This is a genomic window from Pectobacterium artocarpous (assembly GCF_046159765.1).
Classification (GTDB): domain Bacteria; phylum Pseudomonadota; class Gammaproteobacteria; order Enterobacterales; family Enterobacteriaceae; genus Pectobacterium.
In genome coordinates this window covers 77,437-93,504 of the sequence record NZ_JBJXVK010000001.1, presented here as the reverse complement: position 1 = coordinate 93,504, position 16,068 = coordinate 77,437, and the positions used below count along the sequence as shown (strand labels likewise).

The window sequence follows — 16,068 nt, the reverse complement described above, 5'->3', positions numbered from 1 at the left end:
GTGCAAGGAAGCACTGCGGTTTATTGTCCGTAATACGCGTTCTTGCCGTGCTTGCGTAAGTAGTGTTTATCCAACAGTGTTTGCTGCATCTCACCCAACTGAGGCGCTAGCTGGCGCGAGAAAATCCCCATATAGGCGAGTTCTTCCAGAACAACGGCGTTATGTACTGCGTTGTCTGCATCTTTCCCCCACGCAAAGGGGCCGTGCGAGTTAACCAATACAGCAGGGACATCTACCGGAGAAATACCACGCTGGCGGAACGTTTCGGCGATCACTTGCCCGGTCTCCCACTCATAGCGTCCGTTAATTTCCTCATCCGTCATCAGGCGTGTACAGGGAATAGGACCATAAAAGTAGTCTGCGTGCGTCGTTCCCCAGGCGGGGATATCTTTACCGGCCTGAGCCCAGATCGTGGCATGGCGAGAATGGGTATGCACAATACCACCAATATCGGCAAACGCCAGATACAGTACACGGTGGGTATCAGTATCTGAGGACGGCTTCTTCGTGCCTTCTACTACCTTACCGCTTTTCAGCTCAACGACAACCATATCCTCCAGCGTCATGGCTGAATATTCCACACCAGAAGGTTTGATCACCAGCAGGCCGCTTTGCCGATCCACCGCGCTGACATTCCCCCAGGTAAACGTCACCAAATTGTGCTGCGGCAAGGCCAAATTGGCTTCCAACACCTGTTTTTTTAGCGTTTCTAACATATTCAGCCTCCCATCGGCGCGATGACACCATTTTCGCGGCCTGACGAGCGGGTCGCTATGGGCTAAATCGCTAAAGACCTAGCGGTGTTCTGCTATGGAAAAAAGAAAGAGACACACCTCAGAATTGCGCAAAAAACAGCCAGGCATATCAATTGTTGCTATCGTTAACATAACGCAGGGGAATTAAGAGTTTTTACCTGTTGTCGTTTTTTCCGATGATTATACTTGTCATCATACGGTAAAAGGTTCGGTTTCTTTATTTAATACCGTAAAAAGCACGTTGTTCGATATTTCCTCACAAGAAACGTGAGGCCAAGAGCAGAAGGGGAAAAAGATGAAATTAAACAAACGTTTTGCAACAGCCGCTCTGGCAATTACGCTTGCTGTAACGCTTGCGGGCTGTTCAAATATGTCTAAACGTGACCGTAATACCGCGATTGGTGCCGGGGCCGGTGCGGTAGGCGGCGCTATCTTAACGAATGGCGGAACATTAGGAACACTGGGCGGTGCAGCTATCGGCGGGCTGATTGGCCGTCAGGTCGACTAACGAATTTGTGAGCAGCAGGTTCACGGGAGTAAACCTGCTGCTTTTATCTATCTCTACACTATGCTTTAGCCGCCAGCCAGCTTAACTTTCATGCCTTTCGCTTCCAGAAGCTGTTTTAGCAGATCGCGTTTATCTCCCTGGATTTCGATCACGCCGTCTTTCACTGAACCGCCGCAGCCGCATTTTTTCTTTAACTCTGCCGCCAGCTTATTCAGCTCGGCATCATCCAGGTCGAGACCGCTAATCAGGCATACGCCCTTCCCTTTGCGCCCGCTCGTCTGACGCTGAATACGCACGATGCCATCACCTTTTGGCCGAACGATCTTTTCTTCTTCCGGCTTAATACGCCCGGTTTCCGTGGAGTAAACCAGTTGGCTATTCTCGTCACGACGTATGTTCATGAGGCAACGCCGTTTAACAGTGAGGCGCGAATCTCTCGCAGCGTCTGTGCGGGGTCCGCCGATTGGGTGATCGGACGGCCAATCACCATATAATCTACGCCAGCCTGCTGTGCCTGAACCGGCGTCATGATGCGGCGCTGATCGCCAACATCGCTGCCTGCGGGGCGAATTCCTGGCGTGACCAGCTTAAATGCCTGGCCGCATACCTGTTTCAACCGCTGAGCTTCATGTGCGGAACACACCACGCCATCCAGCCCGCTGTTATGCGTTAACACCGCTAGCCTTTCCGCCTGCTCAGCCGGGCTGACGGTAATGCCAAGCCCACGCAGTTCGTCTTCGTCCATGCTGGTTAGCACGGTCACGGCAATCAGCAACGGAGCCTCTTTACCAAACGGCAGCAGCGCCTCTTTCGCCGCCACCATCATGCGCGAACCACCGCTGGCGTGGACATTCACCATCCACACGCCAAGATCGGCCGCTGCCGCAACGGCGTGAGCGACAGTGTTCGGGATATCGTGGAATTTCAGATCGAGAAATACATCAAAGCCGCGCTGTTGTAACGTCTGCACGAACTGTGGGCCGAACAAGGTAAACATCTCTTTGCCTACCTTCAAACGGCAATCCTGCGGATCGATACGGTCAACAAACGACAACGCCGCTTGCTGACTGGCATAGTCCAACGCGACCACAATCGGGGAGGATACCGTTTGATTGTTTTGCTGTAGATTCTCGTTTTTCATTCGTCACCCAGTCTCTTGCGAAGCCAAAATTCCCGCCGCATTCTACATGCCCCGCCCTTGAAATCCCAGCCACCTGTAGACCAATGTCATTTAAGATGGCTGCCTGGAACGGAAATCCTATGCAATAATTAGTATGTTGTAACTAAATGGCATTGATTCATATCCACCAGATATGGCAGGCTGCTATTGCCCGTCGAGACCGCGGATCGGTTTCACGCTAGCCCAGGTACGGCAGGAAGGGCATTGCCAATAGAGCGATTGTGACGTGAAGCCACATTTGCGACAGCTGTAGCGGGGTTTGGTGCGAATCTGTTCGCCCACCATGTCACGCAATCCCTGAAGATTTTCTTTTGTCCGTCCGTCTTCCGCTTCATGCAGGTGAAAATCCATCAAGCGGTGGAACACGCGCATCGTGGGGTGGCGTTGCAGTTGGCGGTTGATATACGCCTGTGCAACCTCCGCCCCCTCTTCTCTTTCAAGGATGTCGGCCAGCATCAATTCCGCCGTCGCGCCCGTATTTTCCTCCACGCAGCGTCGGAGGAAAGTAGACCAGTCCAGAGGCTTATCTAAATGCTGATAGCATTCCTGTAACATCGGCAGCGTTTCACTGACGAGATCTTTATCCTGATCGAGAACCTGTCGCAGCGATTCTGCAGCACGCGAATAATCCTGCTGTGCTATGTAAATGCGCCCCATCATGATAGACGCGCGGGCGCACTGGTTGTCTGCTGCGGCGCCTTTTTTAAGGAGCGTTAACGCTTTATCCAGATCATCGTTGCCCATCGCCAGCAGCGATAGCTCACAGTAAAAATGGGCGATATCAACACGGAGCTGATCTTTTCCCATCTTGACCAACTTTTCGGCAATCTCAATCGCCGTCTGCCAGTCGCTGGTCGCCTGATAGATCTGTAATAGCTGCTGCAAGGCGCTACGCCGAAAATCTTCTTCATCCACGAGTTGGTTGAAACTTTCTTCAGCACGGTCGTACAACCCGGCCGCCATGTAATCACGACCCAGTTGTTGCACCGCCAGCAGACGTTGTTCAAAGGTTAGCGATGCGCTTTCGGTCAGTGCCTGGTGAATACGAATCGCACGGTCAACTTCACCGCGCGAGCGAAACAGGTTACCGAGCGTGAGGTGAGCTTCAAAGGTATTGCTGTCATCTTTGAGCATGTCGAGGAACAGCTCCACCGCCTTATCCTGCTGATTGGACAACAGGAAATTAACCCCGGTGACATACTCACGAGACAGGCGGTTGGATTCCTGCTCTTTGTCCTGCTGCGCACTTCTGCGACCCATGTACCAACCATACGCGGCGGCCACGGGCAGCAACAGAAACAGCAGTTCTAACATAGAGAGAATTCCTTAGTGGGTGACCGTCTGCACTGGCGCCACGTTCTCCTCAGTGGAGGTAGAAAGCTGTTGTTCCAGACGCTTGATTTTACGTTGTGCACGGCCAAGCGCAATGCGCTGACGCAGATAAAACAAACCACAGATAACCCAACCAAGGACAAAGCCCAAGGCAAGCAGCGTGGAGATTCGGTAATCCCCCTGTGCCAGTAGGTAGTTAAATGTCACAACCTGATCGTTGTGCGCACCCAGTGTGACAGAAATGATGAATATCGCCAGCACGAGTAAAAAAATCAGCAAATATTTCACATTGTCCTTCCTGTGATATCCATTAACCGGATGAATTATGCCAGATTTTGGCGACAAACCCCATTAAATTACCATGTCCGGCGCGGACAGGGAAATCATGGAATCAGCCCGATTTTTTGCCGCCGCACTTGTCACCACACTTCTCTCTGTACTAAAGCCAAAAACAAGAACCACGCTCCACGTCCGTCTGCGCTTGTTATTTATTCTGTACTGAATAAAAATGACAGTAGCATGCCAGTAAGGGGAAAAGTCATGTCAAAGCAGGACGAACAGCGATTATTGGTCAAGATCGCTACGCTCTATTATAGCGAAGGGATGAAACAAGCAGAAATTGCTGCCTCACTCCATTTGTCACAGTCTTTTGTGTCCCGCGCCATCACGCGCTGTGTTAAAGAAGGTGTGGTCAAAATCAGCGTAATTCAACCCCCGAACATGTTCATGGGACTGGAAGCGGCAATTCAGAAGCGCTACGGCATCGACCAGGCTATCGTGGTGGATATTGCCGATAATGCCACGCTGACGCAAATCAAGCAGGCGATTGGTTCTGCGGCTGCACACTATGTCCAAACCAGTATCCGTCCTGACGATCTGGTGGGTATTTCATCCTGGAGCAGCACGCTGCGGGCGATGGTGGACAGTCTGCATCCACAAAGTGTCAAAGCCCGGGGCGTCATCCAATTGTTAGGGGGAGTAGGGCCGAACGGCAACGTGCAGGCGACGATCCTGACGCAAACCTTAGCCAATCAGCTCAGTTGCCCCGCTTATCTCTTGCCTGCACAGAGTATTGAACGGTCGGTGGAAGATCGCGCACGACTGGTGACCAGCGATGAGGTTTCCAGCGTGGTCGATAAATTCAGCGAGGTGAGTCTGGCGCTTGTGGGGATTGGCGTACTGGAACCGTCGCAGTTGCTGAAAAATTCCGGTAACTACTATCATGAAGCGATGCTGCAACAGTTGGCCGAACGCGGCGCCGTGGGGGATTTGTGCCTACATTACTACAATGCGGACGGCGAACCGGTGTTGCAGGACAATGAGGACCCGGTGATTGGTATGGCGCTGCCACAGTTGCGTCAATGTCCACGCGTGGTGGCGTTGGCGGGTGGTGTCGAGAAAAGTGCAGCGATTCGCGGCGCGTTGACCGGCCATTACGTTGATGTGTTGATTACCGATCGATTAACCGCCGAAACACTGATCTAACGTACTCATCATGCGTGATGAGCAAGCAAGAACGATAGCGTCAGGCGCAGGATGATTCCCCTCCCCCCGCGTCTGACGCACCACCGTGAGATTATTCGTTTACGTTAATGGATGACAGCAGCGCATCCTGCACAATCCGCTGCGCCTGTAACGGATTTTGCGCTTCCTGCGCCGCCTGAAGCGCCAGGATATCCAGCTTGTCCAGCGCTCGATAGATGTGCTTCAGGAAACGAATGGACAGCTTCGCTGCTTCAACGTGGTTCTCGCGGAACGGGAACTGATCGAGCTGCCAGACGCCCTGCCAATTATTGATTTTCAGCACGTAGAAGAATTCGAATATCTCGGTCATATGCACGGTGCCGACCACCAGATCGTCATCCCAACCGCGCAAATTGTCATTCACATCCATGCCGAACAGCCGACCGCGATCGATAATCAACTGAGCAGAATCGGCCGGGGATTCACCGCCATACAGCGCATGCCCGAAGTCCAGCAGCACGCCGACGTTATCCAGCCCGATATCTTCAATCCCCAGCAACGTTCGCGCGGCAGAATCCCAGGTCATTTTCACGCGCGGCTCACGCGGCTTGTACTCAATAGCGAATTTCACATCGGGGTTAGCCCCCGCCAGATCGCGCATGCCGTCAACCGCCAGCTTCCACAGATTTTTATGACTGACCTGGAACGGATAATCCCAGCCATCCTGCCCCGGCCAGACTTTAACGTAATTAGCGCCGAGTTCACGCACAATGCCAGCAGATTCGTGCATGAGTTCAAATGCTGCGGCTCTGGCCGCCGGATCGGGGTTGGTAAACGCACCGCGCGACCACTTTTGCAGGTAAATTTCCGGCGTGATGCCAATCGCCTTCAGCCCGGCATCCTTCAACGCCTCCTTCACATCGCTGAGCGTCACACCCGGCGTGAAGGGATAAGGCAAATCGACATAGGAAAGCTCGCCGACCGCTTTCGCCGCTTTGATCTGATCGAGGGTACTCAATGCCGGACCGTAGCCGTCCACCGCGTAACGGTCAATATAGTTCGCAAAATGCCACAAACCGGCACCAAATTCAGGGTAGGTATACGTTGCCATAATAAAGTCACCTCATTGATTTGTGATGGTATTGAGCTGCTTATCTTTCTTACGTATCGGATAGGTTCTTGCTGCTAAACATGTCTTACTGTCGAAAAACGTTACGGTTCTGCGCGTAAACGTGCACGCGCCACCGCCGTGCGCCACTGCTGATATCCCTCCAGAACGGCGTGATTTGCCGCCAAGGGCTCGATGACCTCCACTTCTCTGGGCAACGCGGCGATCTGTTCGTTGTGCTCCCACCATCCCAGCATCTTACCGCCCAGATAGGCCGCTCCCAGTGCCGACACTTCTGCGTTATGGTTGCGAATCAATGGGCGCTGCAAGAGGTCAGCCTGAAACTGCATCAGCCAGCGGTTTTGCGTCGCGCCGCCGTCCACACGCAGCGCGGGTAATGCGGCTTGCGACGCCTGTTCCATCGCAAAAAAGACATCGGCAATCTGATACGCAATGGCTTCCAGCCCCGCACGGGCGATGATGGCGGGCGTGGTGGCATCGCATAAACCGCACAGCAGGCCACGCGCTTGCACATCCCAATAAGGCGCGCCCAGCCCGGATAAGGCCGGAACAAAAAAGACGCCCTGATTAGACTCGGCGCTGAGCGCCAGTTCGGTAAGTTGCGTAACAGAAGGAACGCCCAGCATCTGACCAACCCAGGCAAATCCCGAACCGGTGTGAGTAATGTTGCCTTCCAGCGCGTAGCGTAGTTCGCCATCGTGCCAGGCGATCGTGGTACTAAGCCCCGCGGCATGCTGATGCGGCGTGTTGATGGTGGTCATCAGCGACGACCCTGTGCCGTATGTCGCTTTGATTTCACCGCTTTGGGTGATGCCCTGCCCATACAGCGCGGCATGAGAATCGCCAATCAGCGCCACAATCGGTACGCCAGCAGCAAGCCCGCTGATTCCCGTTCCCCCCGTGTGACCATGTAGCGCCGAGGATGGCGTGACGGCTGGCAGGCACACGCTGGGAATGCCGAACAGCGCCAGCAGATCCTCATCCCAGCAGCCGCGGTGGATATTAAACAGTTGGGTTCTTGCCGCATTGGAATAATCAGTGGAATACGCCCGTCCGCCGCTGAACTGCCAGTTAAGCCAGCAATCCACCGTTCCGATGCACAGTTCCCCCTGCATTGCACGGGCGGCACCATCCGGCAATTCCGCCAGCATGGCATGAAGCTTGGCGGCGGGAAAAAGCGGATCGACCTGTAGCCCGGTACGGGATTCGATCAGACGCGCTTCCGCACTGCCCTGCAATGCCTGGCACAACGTCTCGGCACGACGATCCTGCCAACTGACCAATGGTGTCATCGGCCTTCCCGTTCGCCTGTCCCAAATCAGCACCGACTCGCGCTGGTTACTGATCGCCACCCCCACGACCTGAGCCCGGTGTACTGACGACAGACAGGCTTCTGCCGCCTGACAAACCGCACGCCAAATCGCCATCGCGTCCTGCTCGGCTCTGCCCGGCTGCGGGTGCAGCACCTGCAAAGCGACAGCCGCTTTAGCCAGAATGCGCCCCCGCTCATCGACAGCAATCGCCTTGGCGTTGGTCGTCCCTTCATCGATTGCCAAAATAACCGGCGTAAACATCATCAGCCTCCCGGGCAAAGACGCAGTGCTGCGTTGACAATGCCCGCCGCGTCCAGCCCGTGATGCGCACGCATCGCACCACGATCGGCGGCAATCGCGTATTGACCATCGGGAATTCCTAACCGTACAAGAGGAATACTGCTGCCCGCTTCCGCCAGAACTTCCGCTACCAGACTGCCTGCACCACCGTTGACGTTATGTTCTTCTACTGTGATGACTCGGGGTGTTTCACTTAGAATTTCAAGCAATTGCTGAGTATTGCATGGGCGGATAGAGGAAAGATTAACCACCGTAGCGGAAAGCCCTTTTTCTGCTAATAATTCAGCCGCCGTCACAATTTCATGTACGGTCGACCCCAGCCCGACCAGCGCAATATCACGGCCTTTACGCAGCACATCGATTTGCCCCGGCAAAAAACGATACTGCTCATCATGCAAGGCAGGCAGCGGTTTACCATCAAGGCGGATATAGACTGGCCCCTGATGTTCAAACGCATAATCGATAATCTGGCGGCACTCTTCCGGGCTGGACGGCGCGTAGATCTCAATATTGCCAAACCCTCTCAGCACCGCGATGTCGTCAATACTGTGGTGCGTGCTGGCGAGCGGGCCATAGCTACAGCCGGCATTGAGTCCAAACAGCTTAACGTTGCTGTTGTTGTAGCAGACATCGACTTTGAGCTGCTCATTCGCACGGGAGATCAAGAACGGCGCCGCATTACAGGTCACCGCAATCTTGCCGCCGATGGACAACCCTACTGCCGTCCCCACCATGCTTTGCTCTGCAATCCCCACGTTGACAATGCGGTCAGGGAAACGCTGAATGAAAGGCGAAATCTTCGCCGTTGAGCTTGAATCCGCCAACACCGGGACGACATCAATCCCCTGTTCGACGGCCTTGATGAACTGCTCGACCATGACGGTTGCCAGATGCTCTGCATTACTCATCTTTTAATTCCTCCAGCGCCAGTGCAATTTCCTCGCCTTTCGGCACGCGGTGGTGCCACTCAGCCCTCCCCTGAATAAACGACACGCCTGCGCCTTTTTCCGTATTCGCAATCACTACGTTCGGCATGCCGTTGCGTGGCAGATTCTCCAGCGTGTCCACCACCGAGCGCATGTCATTCCCCGCACACTCCGTGACCTGTAAGCCAAAGGCCTGCCACTTCTCCGCCAACGGGTCGGTGTTCATGATGGAGCGCGTCGGCCCCGCCAGTTGTAGCTTGTTCTTGTCGTTGATGATGATCAGGTTATCCAGTTGATAATGCGCCGCCGCCAGCGCAGCTTCCCAGTTGCTGCCTTCCGCCAGCTCGCCATCTCCCGTCAGGACAAACACCCGACGCGGGCTGTTATCGCGCTTTGCCGCCAGTGCAATACCAACGGCAACCGGCAATCCATGACCCAGCGCGCCAGTGTTCAGTTCAATCCCAGGCGTTTTGTGCTTGACCGGATGCCCCGGCAAATGTGAATCAGCGTGCTGATAAGTCGCCAGCCACGATTCAGGGAAATAGCCCGCTTCCGCCAGACAGCAGTAATAGCCGCCAACCGCATGACCTTTTGACTGAATGTAAATATCCCGCTGCGGATCCTGGAGCCGATCCGGCGCACAGTTCAAAATGCGAAAATACAGCGCTGTCAGAATCTCAACCTGAGACAGGTCTGCACCCGTATGCCCGCCAGCCGGGCTATTGGCATTCAGATGAATAATGCGGCGACGAATGGCGCGGGCTTTTTGTGTCAGTGCCTCCACCGACAAGGAGTACGGATTCATATCTCACCTCATTTGAATTTTTACTCAAAAACGAATATTTATTCATATCGAATCAAAAAAAAATGCGCTCAAATCGGACCTCGGTATGCCTACCGATATCATTCCCGCCGCGACTCAACGCCCCTTGCTGTTTGGCTATTTACCTTAACTTAAGTCCCTTCCGCTGCGGCCTTCTGTGACACTATTGCGGCCTTGTGCTGCATACGGTTCTGCATCTGATCGATAATCACCGCCACAATGATGACGATACCTTTAATCACCATCTGCCAGAATTCACTCACCCCCATCATCACCAGCCCATCGGCTAGAATCCCGATGACAAACGCGCCAATTAGCGTGCCCAGAATTGTGCCGCGTCCGCCTGCCAGCGACGTTCCGCCGAGCACGACAGCTGCGATCGCATTCATTTCAAAGGCGGTACCCGTTGCCGGATGGCTGGCAACTAATTGAGAGGACACCACGATACCTGCGATAGCCGCACAGAAACCGGAAATGGTGTAAACCCAGACTTTGACCTGACGCACTTTGACGCCAGAAAGTTCAGCGGCACGTTCGTTGTCGCCAATCGCATAGACATGACGGCCGAACGGCAGGCGACGCGCCACGTAGGCAATCACCACAGCCAGCAGCAACATCATCCAGATCGCCAGCGGTAACCCCAGGAGCGTGCCGGAACCAATCAGCTCAAAGCCGGTATTGCCCAACTGCGGGTTACCGTCTAATCCGGGGAATGTCTCCCCACCGGAAATCAGCATGGATGCCCCGCGCACGATGTACATGGTGCCCAGCGTGCAGATAAAGGGCGCAACGTTGTACCGCGTGATGATCCAGCCGTTGATGGCACCGATGAGCGCGCCTATCAGCAGCACAACGGGTACGATGACCCACACACTGGGGAAAATCGCGACACCGAACATCGGCAGCACAATGCCCTGAGTAATCATGTAACCCGCCACCATGCCGCACAGCCCCAGCGTGGCGCCGATTGACAGATCAATCCCGGCGGTAATGATGACAAACGTGATCCCCAACGCCAGAAACGCATTGATGGCAATGTGCTTCACCATAATGATCAGGCTGCCCGTGGCCAAAAATCCGGGTACCGTGAAGGCAAAGAACCCGAGAATCAGGAACAGCGCGATAAACGTGCGCAGCTTGAGAATCAACAACAGGATGCTATCTCGTGAGCGTACAAACTTACCCGGTGAGAGCGCGCCTGACGCCGCCGGAAGGTGAGTCGTTTTCATATCAGAACCCTTGTGCACTTGCCGAAACCAATGCCGACTCGCTGGCCGACTGACGCACGATATTCGCCGTCAGCTTGCCATTCGACATCACCAAAATACGGTCCGATACCGCCATAATCTCTTTCAGATCCGAGGTGGAAAACAGCACGCCGATGCCCTGTTCAGACAGCCCGACCATCATTTCAAATACGTCGGCTTTGGCACCCACATCGATACCCCGTGTCGGCTCGTCCAGCAGCAAAACCTTGGGGCTGGTCAGCAACGAACGGCCAATCACCACTTTTTGCTGGTTACCGCCGCTGAGCGCCTGAATTTCCACCTCGGGCGAAGAAACTTTGATCGCCAACTGCCCAATGGTGCTGGCAACCACCTCCGACTCCTGCCGCTGGAAGATCGCCATGCCGTATTTCAGCCGCCGCCACAGGCTGGCGATGGTGAGATTGGAAGCCACCGAGGAGAGCGGAAAAATGCCGGTTTTTTTGCGATCTTCCGGCACCAGACTCATGCCCATACGAATGCGTTGTGCGGTAGAAAGCCGCGGATTAACCGGTTTGCTGTCGAGATAAATCTTGCCCAGATAATCATTCTGAATCCCCAGCAGGCACTCGAAGAGTTCGGTGCGTCCCGCGCCCATCAGGCCGTAAATGCCGACAATTTCCCCTTCACGCACCATCATCGACACATCATTCACCACCTGATGGCCAGCATCATTGAGGCAGGTAAGGTGCTCCACTTCCAACACGGGCGCACCAAACGTTCTGCCAGGTTGAAGAAAATTAGTGACAGGGTCACCGCCGAGCATTTCCCGCACGATCCACGGCACATCGATATCGCCGACAGCGGCTTCCGCTTGAAAACGTCCGTCGCGCAGGATGGTGATGTAGTCACCAATTGCCATCAGCTCTTCCAGTCGGTGTGAAATGTAGATAATGGAAACATTCTGGCGGGTCAGTTCGCGGATCACGCGAAACAGAATGTCTACCTCGGTTTTGCTCAGCGCAGAGGTGGGTTCATCCAGAATCAGAATGTCTGCGCGATCTGCCAGCGCTTTGGCAATTTCCACCAGTTGCTGTTGCCCGACTTTCAGGCTGGCGACGTCGGTACGCGGTGAAATGTCCTGATCGAGACGCGCCATCAATTCCGCCGAAATCCGTTCCTGCTCCAGATGATCAATAGGTGCCACACCCTTTTGCAGCTCTCGCCCCAGAAAGATGTTCTCCGCCACACTCAGGTTCTCAGACAGGTTAAGTTCCTGATGCACCATGCCGATACCTTTTGCCGCCGCATCGCGCGTATCGGCAATGCGTACTGCTTCACCATTCAGCAAAATCTGCCCGGATGTCGGCTGCTGCACGCCAGCCAGAATTTTCATCAGCGTCGATTTACCCGCCCCGTTCTCACCGATAATCACGTTGACCTTGCCGCGATACACGTTGTAATCGACGTTATCCAACGCTTTGGTGCCGGGAAACAGCATAGTGATGCCGCGGGTCGCCATGACGATATCGGGTCGGTTCACCATGTTTGATTGCAGAGAGGCGTCTGGTTTTTCCATTATTGTGCTCCTCCGCCGCTCATTCCGGTCAGGTTTAACGTCATCGGCACCGCATCACTGACGCCCTGTTTCGTTATCACCAGTGCCGCCAAGACATTGACAGGTTTACCCTGTACACCGGCCTCCAGCGTTGGCAACGATGTAAGGGCTTTGTTATTCAGCGCACGCGCCAGTTGGGCAAACTGCACCTGATTTTTGAAATCCTCAAAGCGGATAAACCCAGCCGCATCGCGGATGGCATTGCCTTTGACGATCGGCCCGAGTTGAAGCGTGACAGCGTCACCTTGCACATCCATCATCAATTTCCCTTCACGACTTTCCCGGTCAATCCCACTGACCGTGCCCTGAAGCCGTGCGTAGACGGCTTTACGCGCTGAATCCTCCAATGCCGCCTGCGTTTGCTTCACCTCATCCCAGGACAATGCCTGCTGCTGCGCAGTTGGAAGCAGCGTTGGCTGCCACAGCGCCGTCGCGATACTCTCTGGCGTCATGGTGCTATAGCCCGGCGTGGAAGCGGGGTCGACCGGAATGATCGGTTTACCGTTTTCATCCAGATCGACCACCGTACAGGCCGACAGCAGCAAGGCACAGATCCCAACCCAGCTGGCACGGTATCGTTCATCGAACAGCATAACGACTCCTTTCATCAGCAGGAGCTGACGCTCCTGTGGCCTTAGTTACGGTTTCAACGCAAAGGTGTTGAGTTTGGTCGCGTTCGATTCATCGATCAGAATGCAGTCCATCAGCTGTTTCTCGTCATGCTGCGCCTTGCCGTTCTTCAGGTAGTAATCCGCCTGTTTGACCGCCATCTGCGCCTGCTGCCAGCCGGGTTGCAGTACCGTAGCCTTGATATTGCCTTTATTGATGATGGAATCGCGCACATAGTCGCTGCCGTCAAAGCCCACCACAATCACGTCGTGACGCCCCGCGGCTTTCAGCGCCGCTTCTGCCCCCAACGCCATCGTGTCGTTGCCGGAAATCACACCGGTAATATCCGGGTTTGCCTGCAAGATGGCTTCCATGCGCGTAAAGGCTTCCGTCTGGCTCCAGTTCGCGGTTTGTCTGGCAACTCGCTTCATATCGCTATATTGATCGATCACATCATGGTAACCCTGCGAACGGACGTGCGCATTGGTGTCTGATTCGCGGCCAATCAGCTCGACGTACTTGCCTTTCTGCCCCATCAGCTCGACGAATTTCTCCGCACCGAGCTGCGCGCCCTGATAGTTATTGGAAACAATCTGCGCCACAGCCACGCCAGTTTCATTGATTTCACGATCGATCAGGAAAGCGGGAATACCGGCGGCTTTCGCTTTCTTCAACGGGCCAATGGTGGCATCAGCTCCGGCATTATCCAGAATGATGGCCTTTGCCTTGCGGGCAATAGCGGTTTCAATCAGCTGATTTTGCTTACTGACGTCATCGTCATGTGACGCCACCAGCGTGGTGTACCCCAATTCGATAGCTTGAGTTCTGGCACCTTCGGCTTCAGCTTTAAAGAACGGGTTGTCGTGTGAAGGGGTAATAATGGCGATCAACCCGTTATCTGCGGCGAACGCACCAACAGAAAAGGAAAACATGATGGCCAGCAGGGAGGATTTCAGACGGTAAGGTTTCATTGTTATTCTCCTTTTTGAATATATATTCAATATTGAATTAACATTCAATTGAAGTTTTACAACCAACCGAAAAATTGTCCAACAGCAAAAACTGGAATAGCGAAGCAGCTCACAAATTGTTTATATTTTGCGCGAGACGATGGCGGTGGAAATCGGAAAGAAAAAAACAGAAACGGAGGGAGAAAAAAGGCGAATGACCGAGGCCATCCGCAGGATACGCACTACATGGGGATTATTTACGGACGACTGGCAACAGGAACGACAACTCAAGGGCTACGAGTGCTTATTTTTGGCGGCATCCTCCTCCGTCTGTTCTTTCACCTCTGCATACTGGAGGGATAGCGGACCACACCAGCGCTGTGCCAGCCAACTGGCAACCACGACCAGCAGCCAGCTAATTAGCGTCGCCACCACTAAATCCTGCGGCCAGTGCATGCCAAGTACCAGACGGCTACCCATAACACCAATGGCCCACAGCATCAGGATCACCACGGTTTTATAATGCCGACGCGCCCACAGCAGACCGACGCCCAGCAGCGCCCAGGTCGCAGCAAACATGGTGTGCCCGGACGGGAATGCAAAGCCGGTTTCAAACTGCCAGTGGCTACGCAACCACTGTGGAATCTGCGCTTGATCCTCTAACTGTGTTTTCACCAGTTCAGAACGTTCTTTACGCGGCAGCGAATAGAAATAACTGTCGTCCACCTGATGATTTTTCTCCAGCCAGACGACATAAGGCCGAGATTCCTGCACCCACTCTTTAATCACCGACTTGATGCCCTGACCAATCAGCACCGTAATCACCATGATGACCAACAGGCCGAGCGCAGGCTTCAGACGAAAACGCAAGCACCAGAGAAACCAGATGCTTAGCACGATGCTGGTCAAAATCCCCCACGGCGATGTCACCGTTTCTGTAATCCAGAACAGTACGCGTAACCAGAGACCGCCATACTCCGGCTGCCACTGCCAACCGCTCATCCAGATAATCATTGGCATAATCAATAATAGCGTGGCACCAATGGTGGTTCGTTTGGCAATTTCGTACATAATTTCTTCCCATAATTCAGTATGATACTTTGCAACAAAACCTTAATAATTCTATCAGAAAATCCGACACAAACTGTCAGTATGGCGTAAAATAGCGCTCAGTTCTGTCAACGACTCTGAAACCCGATGGCAGTCTGCTCATGTTCTACTTCAATTTTTGTGACGTTCTTAGACAGGCTTTTTTGCTGGTCAAGCGCGGTAGGTCGCAGTAGGATTCGCCTCAGCACATTTTTGGGATACCGCTTTTTAGATACAGTTTTTGGAGAAGAGTATGCAGCTAAAACGGGTGGCGGAAGCCAAGTTACCCACCCCGTGGGGCGATTTTCTGATGGTGGGTTTCGAAGAGATCGCCACGGGTCACGATCACCTCGCTCTGGTTTATGGTGATATTTCTGGTTCAGTTCCCGTACTTGCCCGCGTGCATTCCGAATGTTTGACAGGGGATGCGTTATTCAGCCTGCGCTGTGACTGTGGTTTCCAGCTTGAGGCTGCACTGGGTCACATCGCCGAAGAAGGTCGCGGCGTGCTGTTATACCACCGCCAAGAAGGCCGTAATATTGGACTGCTCAATAAAATCCGCGCCTATGCATTGCAGGATCTGGGAGCCGACACGGTGGAAGCGAATCATCAGCTTGGGTTCGCCGCCGATGAGCGCGATTTCACGCTGTGCGCTGATATGTTCAAACTGCTGGGTGTTGATGAGGTTCGCCTGCTGACCAATAATCCGCAGAAAGTGAAAATACTCAACGAAGCGGGCATCAATATCGTCGAGCGTGTGCCATTAATCGTCGGGCGCAACCCGAAGAATGAAAACTATCTGGCAACCAAGGCTGCCAAAATGGGACACATGCTGGAGTAAAATAGCGGTCCCGTCTCGCATCAGAA

General features: G+C 54.0%; 17 protein-coding genes. 3 read left to right on the top strand and 14 right to left on the bottom strand.

Annotated elements, in window-relative coordinates:
• Positions 1-20 precede the first annotated feature (20 nt).
• A complete protein-coding gene (gene araD, locus ACKQAD_RS00430) occupies positions 21-716 on the bottom strand; it encodes an L-ribulose-5-phosphate 4-epimerase (protein ID WP_409158317.1) in 696 nt (231 codons plus the stop codon).
• Positions 717-1,050: 334 nt separating this feature from the next.
• On the opposite strand from araD, the gene osmB reads away from it, so the two are divergent.
• The gene (osmB, locus tag ACKQAD_RS00425) at positions 1,051-1,263 is read left to right on the top strand and encodes an osmotically-inducible lipoprotein OsmB (protein WP_409158316.1); all 213 of its coding nucleotides are present in this window, start codon (positions 1,051-1,053) and stop codon (positions 1,261-1,263) included.
• A 65-nt stretch (positions 1,264-1,328) separates the two neighbouring features.
• Here osmB and yciH read toward each other — a convergent pair whose 3' ends face one another.
• The 4 genes from yciH to ACKQAD_RS00405 form a co-directional block, all read right to left on the bottom strand.
• The gene (gene yciH, locus ACKQAD_RS00420; RefSeq protein WP_409158315.1) at positions 1,329-1,664 is read right to left on the bottom strand and encodes a stress response translation initiation inhibitor YciH; all 336 of its coding nucleotides are present in this window, start codon (positions 1,662-1,664) and stop codon (positions 1,329-1,331) included.
• Positions 1,661-2,404 carry an orotidine-5'-phosphate decarboxylase gene (gene pyrF, locus ACKQAD_RS00415; RefSeq protein WP_409158314.1) on the bottom strand — a complete coding sequence of 248 codons (744 nt, stop codon included), beginning with the start codon at positions 2,402-2,404 and terminating at the stop codon, positions 1,661-1,663. Before pyrF ends, yciH begins: the two co-directional genes overlap by 4 nt.
• A 183-nt stretch (positions 2,405-2,587) precedes the next feature.
• Positions 2,588-3,757, bottom strand: coding sequence for a lipopolysaccharide assembly protein LapB (gene lapB / locus ACKQAD_RS00410; RefSeq protein ID WP_409158313.1), 1,170 nt, complete (start codon positions 3,755-3,757; stop codon positions 2,588-2,590).
• A 12-nt stretch (positions 3,758-3,769) separates the two neighbouring features.
• Complete coding sequence (locus ACKQAD_RS00405) at positions 3,770-4,063, bottom strand: LapA family protein (protein WP_409158312.1); 294 nt, start codon at positions 4,061-4,063, stop codon at positions 3,770-3,772.
• A gap of 252 nt (positions 4,064-4,315) precedes the next feature.
• Between ACKQAD_RS00405 and ACKQAD_RS00400 the strand changes: the two genes are divergently transcribed.
• Positions 4,316-5,260 (top strand): sugar-binding transcriptional regulator, encoded by a 945-nt coding sequence (locus tag ACKQAD_RS00400; RefSeq protein WP_409158311.1) that lies wholly within the window; start codon positions 4,316-4,318, stop codon positions 5,258-5,260.
• A gap of 91 nt (positions 5,261-5,351) precedes the next feature.
• On the opposite strand, the gene ACKQAD_RS00395 is transcribed toward ACKQAD_RS00400, so the two are convergent.
• From ACKQAD_RS00395 to pgpB, 9 genes are all read right to left on the bottom strand, one after another.
• Positions 5,352-6,350 carry a sugar phosphate isomerase/epimerase family protein gene (locus ACKQAD_RS00395; protein ID WP_409158310.1) on the bottom strand — a complete coding sequence of 333 codons (999 nt, stop codon included), beginning with the start codon at positions 6,348-6,350 and terminating at the stop codon, positions 5,352-5,354.
• A 101-nt stretch (positions 6,351-6,451) separates the two neighbouring features.
• Positions 6,452-7,942 carry an FGGY-family carbohydrate kinase gene (locus tag ACKQAD_RS00390; RefSeq protein WP_409158440.1) on the bottom strand — a complete coding sequence of 497 codons (1,491 nt, stop codon included), beginning with the start codon at positions 7,940-7,942 and terminating at the stop codon, positions 6,452-6,454.
• 2 nt (positions 7,943-7,944) lie between these two features.
• Positions 7,945-8,889 (bottom strand): transketolase family protein, encoded by a 945-nt coding sequence (locus tag ACKQAD_RS00385; RefSeq protein ID WP_409158309.1) that lies wholly within the window; start codon positions 8,887-8,889, stop codon positions 7,945-7,947.
• On the bottom strand, positions 8,882-9,712 hold the full coding sequence (locus tag ACKQAD_RS00380) for a transketolase (protein ID WP_409158308.1): 831 nt from the start codon (positions 9,710-9,712) through the stop codon (positions 8,882-8,884). The genes ACKQAD_RS00385 and ACKQAD_RS00380 overlap by 8 nt, the downstream gene beginning before the upstream one ends.
• Before the next feature lie 149 nt (positions 9,713-9,861).
• Positions 9,862-10,959: an ABC transporter permease gene (locus ACKQAD_RS00375; RefSeq protein ID WP_409158307.1), complete on the bottom strand. Its 1,098-nt coding sequence runs from the start codon at positions 10,957-10,959 to the stop codon at positions 9,862-9,864.
• A gap of 1 nt (position 10,960) precedes the next feature.
• Positions 10,961-12,514 (bottom strand): sugar ABC transporter ATP-binding protein, encoded by a 1,554-nt coding sequence (locus ACKQAD_RS00370; protein ID WP_409158306.1) that lies wholly within the window; start codon positions 12,512-12,514, stop codon positions 10,961-10,963.
• Positions 12,514-13,146, bottom strand: coding sequence for a DUF2291 family protein (locus tag ACKQAD_RS00365; protein ID WP_409158305.1), 633 nt, complete (start codon positions 13,144-13,146; stop codon positions 12,514-12,516). The genes ACKQAD_RS00370 and ACKQAD_RS00365 overlap by 1 nt, the downstream gene beginning before the upstream one ends.
• 45 nt (positions 13,147-13,191) lie before the next feature.
• Entirely contained in the window at positions 13,192-14,133 is a 942-nt protein-coding gene (locus tag ACKQAD_RS00360; RefSeq protein WP_409158304.1) for a D-ribose ABC transporter substrate-binding protein, read from the bottom strand.
• Between the two features lie 273 nt (positions 14,134-14,406).
• Positions 14,407-15,183 (bottom strand): phosphatidylglycerophosphatase B, encoded by a 777-nt coding sequence (gene pgpB, locus ACKQAD_RS00355; protein WP_409158303.1) that lies wholly within the window; start codon positions 15,181-15,183, stop codon positions 14,407-14,409.
• Positions 15,184-15,454: 271 nt separating this feature from the next.
• On the opposite strand from pgpB, the gene ribA reads away from it, so the two are divergent.
• Complete coding sequence (gene ribA / locus ACKQAD_RS00350; RefSeq protein WP_409158302.1) at positions 15,455-16,042, top strand: GTP cyclohydrolase II; 588 nt, start codon at positions 15,455-15,457, stop codon at positions 16,040-16,042.
• The last annotated feature ends 26 nt before the right edge of the window (positions 16,043-16,068 follow it).

Bases quoted from the DNA above. Each gene is read 5' to 3' on its own strand.
- araD (WP_409158317.1), bottom strand. From the start codon at position 716: ATGTTAGAAACGCTAAAAAAACAGGTGTTGGAAGCCAATTTGGCCTTG.
- osmB (WP_409158316.1), top strand. From the start codon at position 1,051: ATGAAATTAAACAAACGTTTTGCAACAGCCGCTCTGGCAATTACGCTT.
- yciH (WP_409158315.1), bottom strand. From the start codon at position 1,664: ATGAACATACGTCGTGACGAGAATAGCCAACTGGTTTACTCCACGGAA.
- pyrF (WP_409158314.1), bottom strand. From the start codon at position 2,404: ATGAAAAACGAGAATCTACAGCAAAACAATCAAACGGTATCCTCCCCG.
- lapB (WP_409158313.1), bottom strand. From the start codon at position 3,757: ATGTTAGAACTGCTGTTTCTGTTGCTGCCCGTGGCCGCCGCGTATGGT.
- ACKQAD_RS00400 (WP_409158311.1), top strand. From the start codon at position 4,316: ATGTCAAAGCAGGACGAACAGCGATTATTGGTCAAGATCGCTACGCTC.
- ACKQAD_RS00395 (WP_409158310.1), bottom strand. From the start codon at position 6,350: ATGGCAACGTATACCTACCCTGAATTTGGTGCCGGTTTGTGGCATTTT.
- ACKQAD_RS00390 (WP_409158440.1), bottom strand. From the start codon at position 7,942: ATGTTTACGCCGGTTATTTTGGCAATCGATGAAGGGACGACCAACGCC.
- ACKQAD_RS00385 (WP_409158309.1), bottom strand. From the start codon at position 8,889: ATGAGTAATGCAGAGCATCTGGCAACCGTCATGGTCGAGCAGTTCATC.
- ACKQAD_RS00380 (WP_409158308.1), bottom strand. From the start codon at position 9,712: ATGAATCCGTACTCCTTGTCGGTGGAGGCACTGACACAAAAAGCCCGC.
- ACKQAD_RS00375 (WP_409158307.1), bottom strand. From the start codon at position 10,959: ATGAAAACGACTCACCTTCCGGCGGCGTCAGGCGCGCTCTCACCGGGT.
- ACKQAD_RS00370 (WP_409158306.1), bottom strand. From the start codon at position 12,514: ATGGAAAAACCAGACGCCTCTCTGCAATCAAACATGGTGAACCGACCC.
- ACKQAD_RS00365 (WP_409158305.1), bottom strand. From the start codon at position 13,146: ATGCTGTTCGATGAACGATACCGTGCCAGCTGGGTTGGGATCTGTGCC.
- ACKQAD_RS00360 (WP_409158304.1), bottom strand. From the start codon at position 14,133: ATGAAACCTTACCGTCTGAAATCCTCCCTGCTGGCCATCATGTTTTCC.
- pgpB (WP_409158303.1), bottom strand. From the start codon at position 15,183: ATGTACGAAATTGCCAAACGAACCACCATTGGTGCCACGCTATTATTG.
- ribA (WP_409158302.1), top strand. From the start codon at position 15,455: ATGCAGCTAAAACGGGTGGCGGAAGCCAAGTTACCCACCCCGTGGGGC.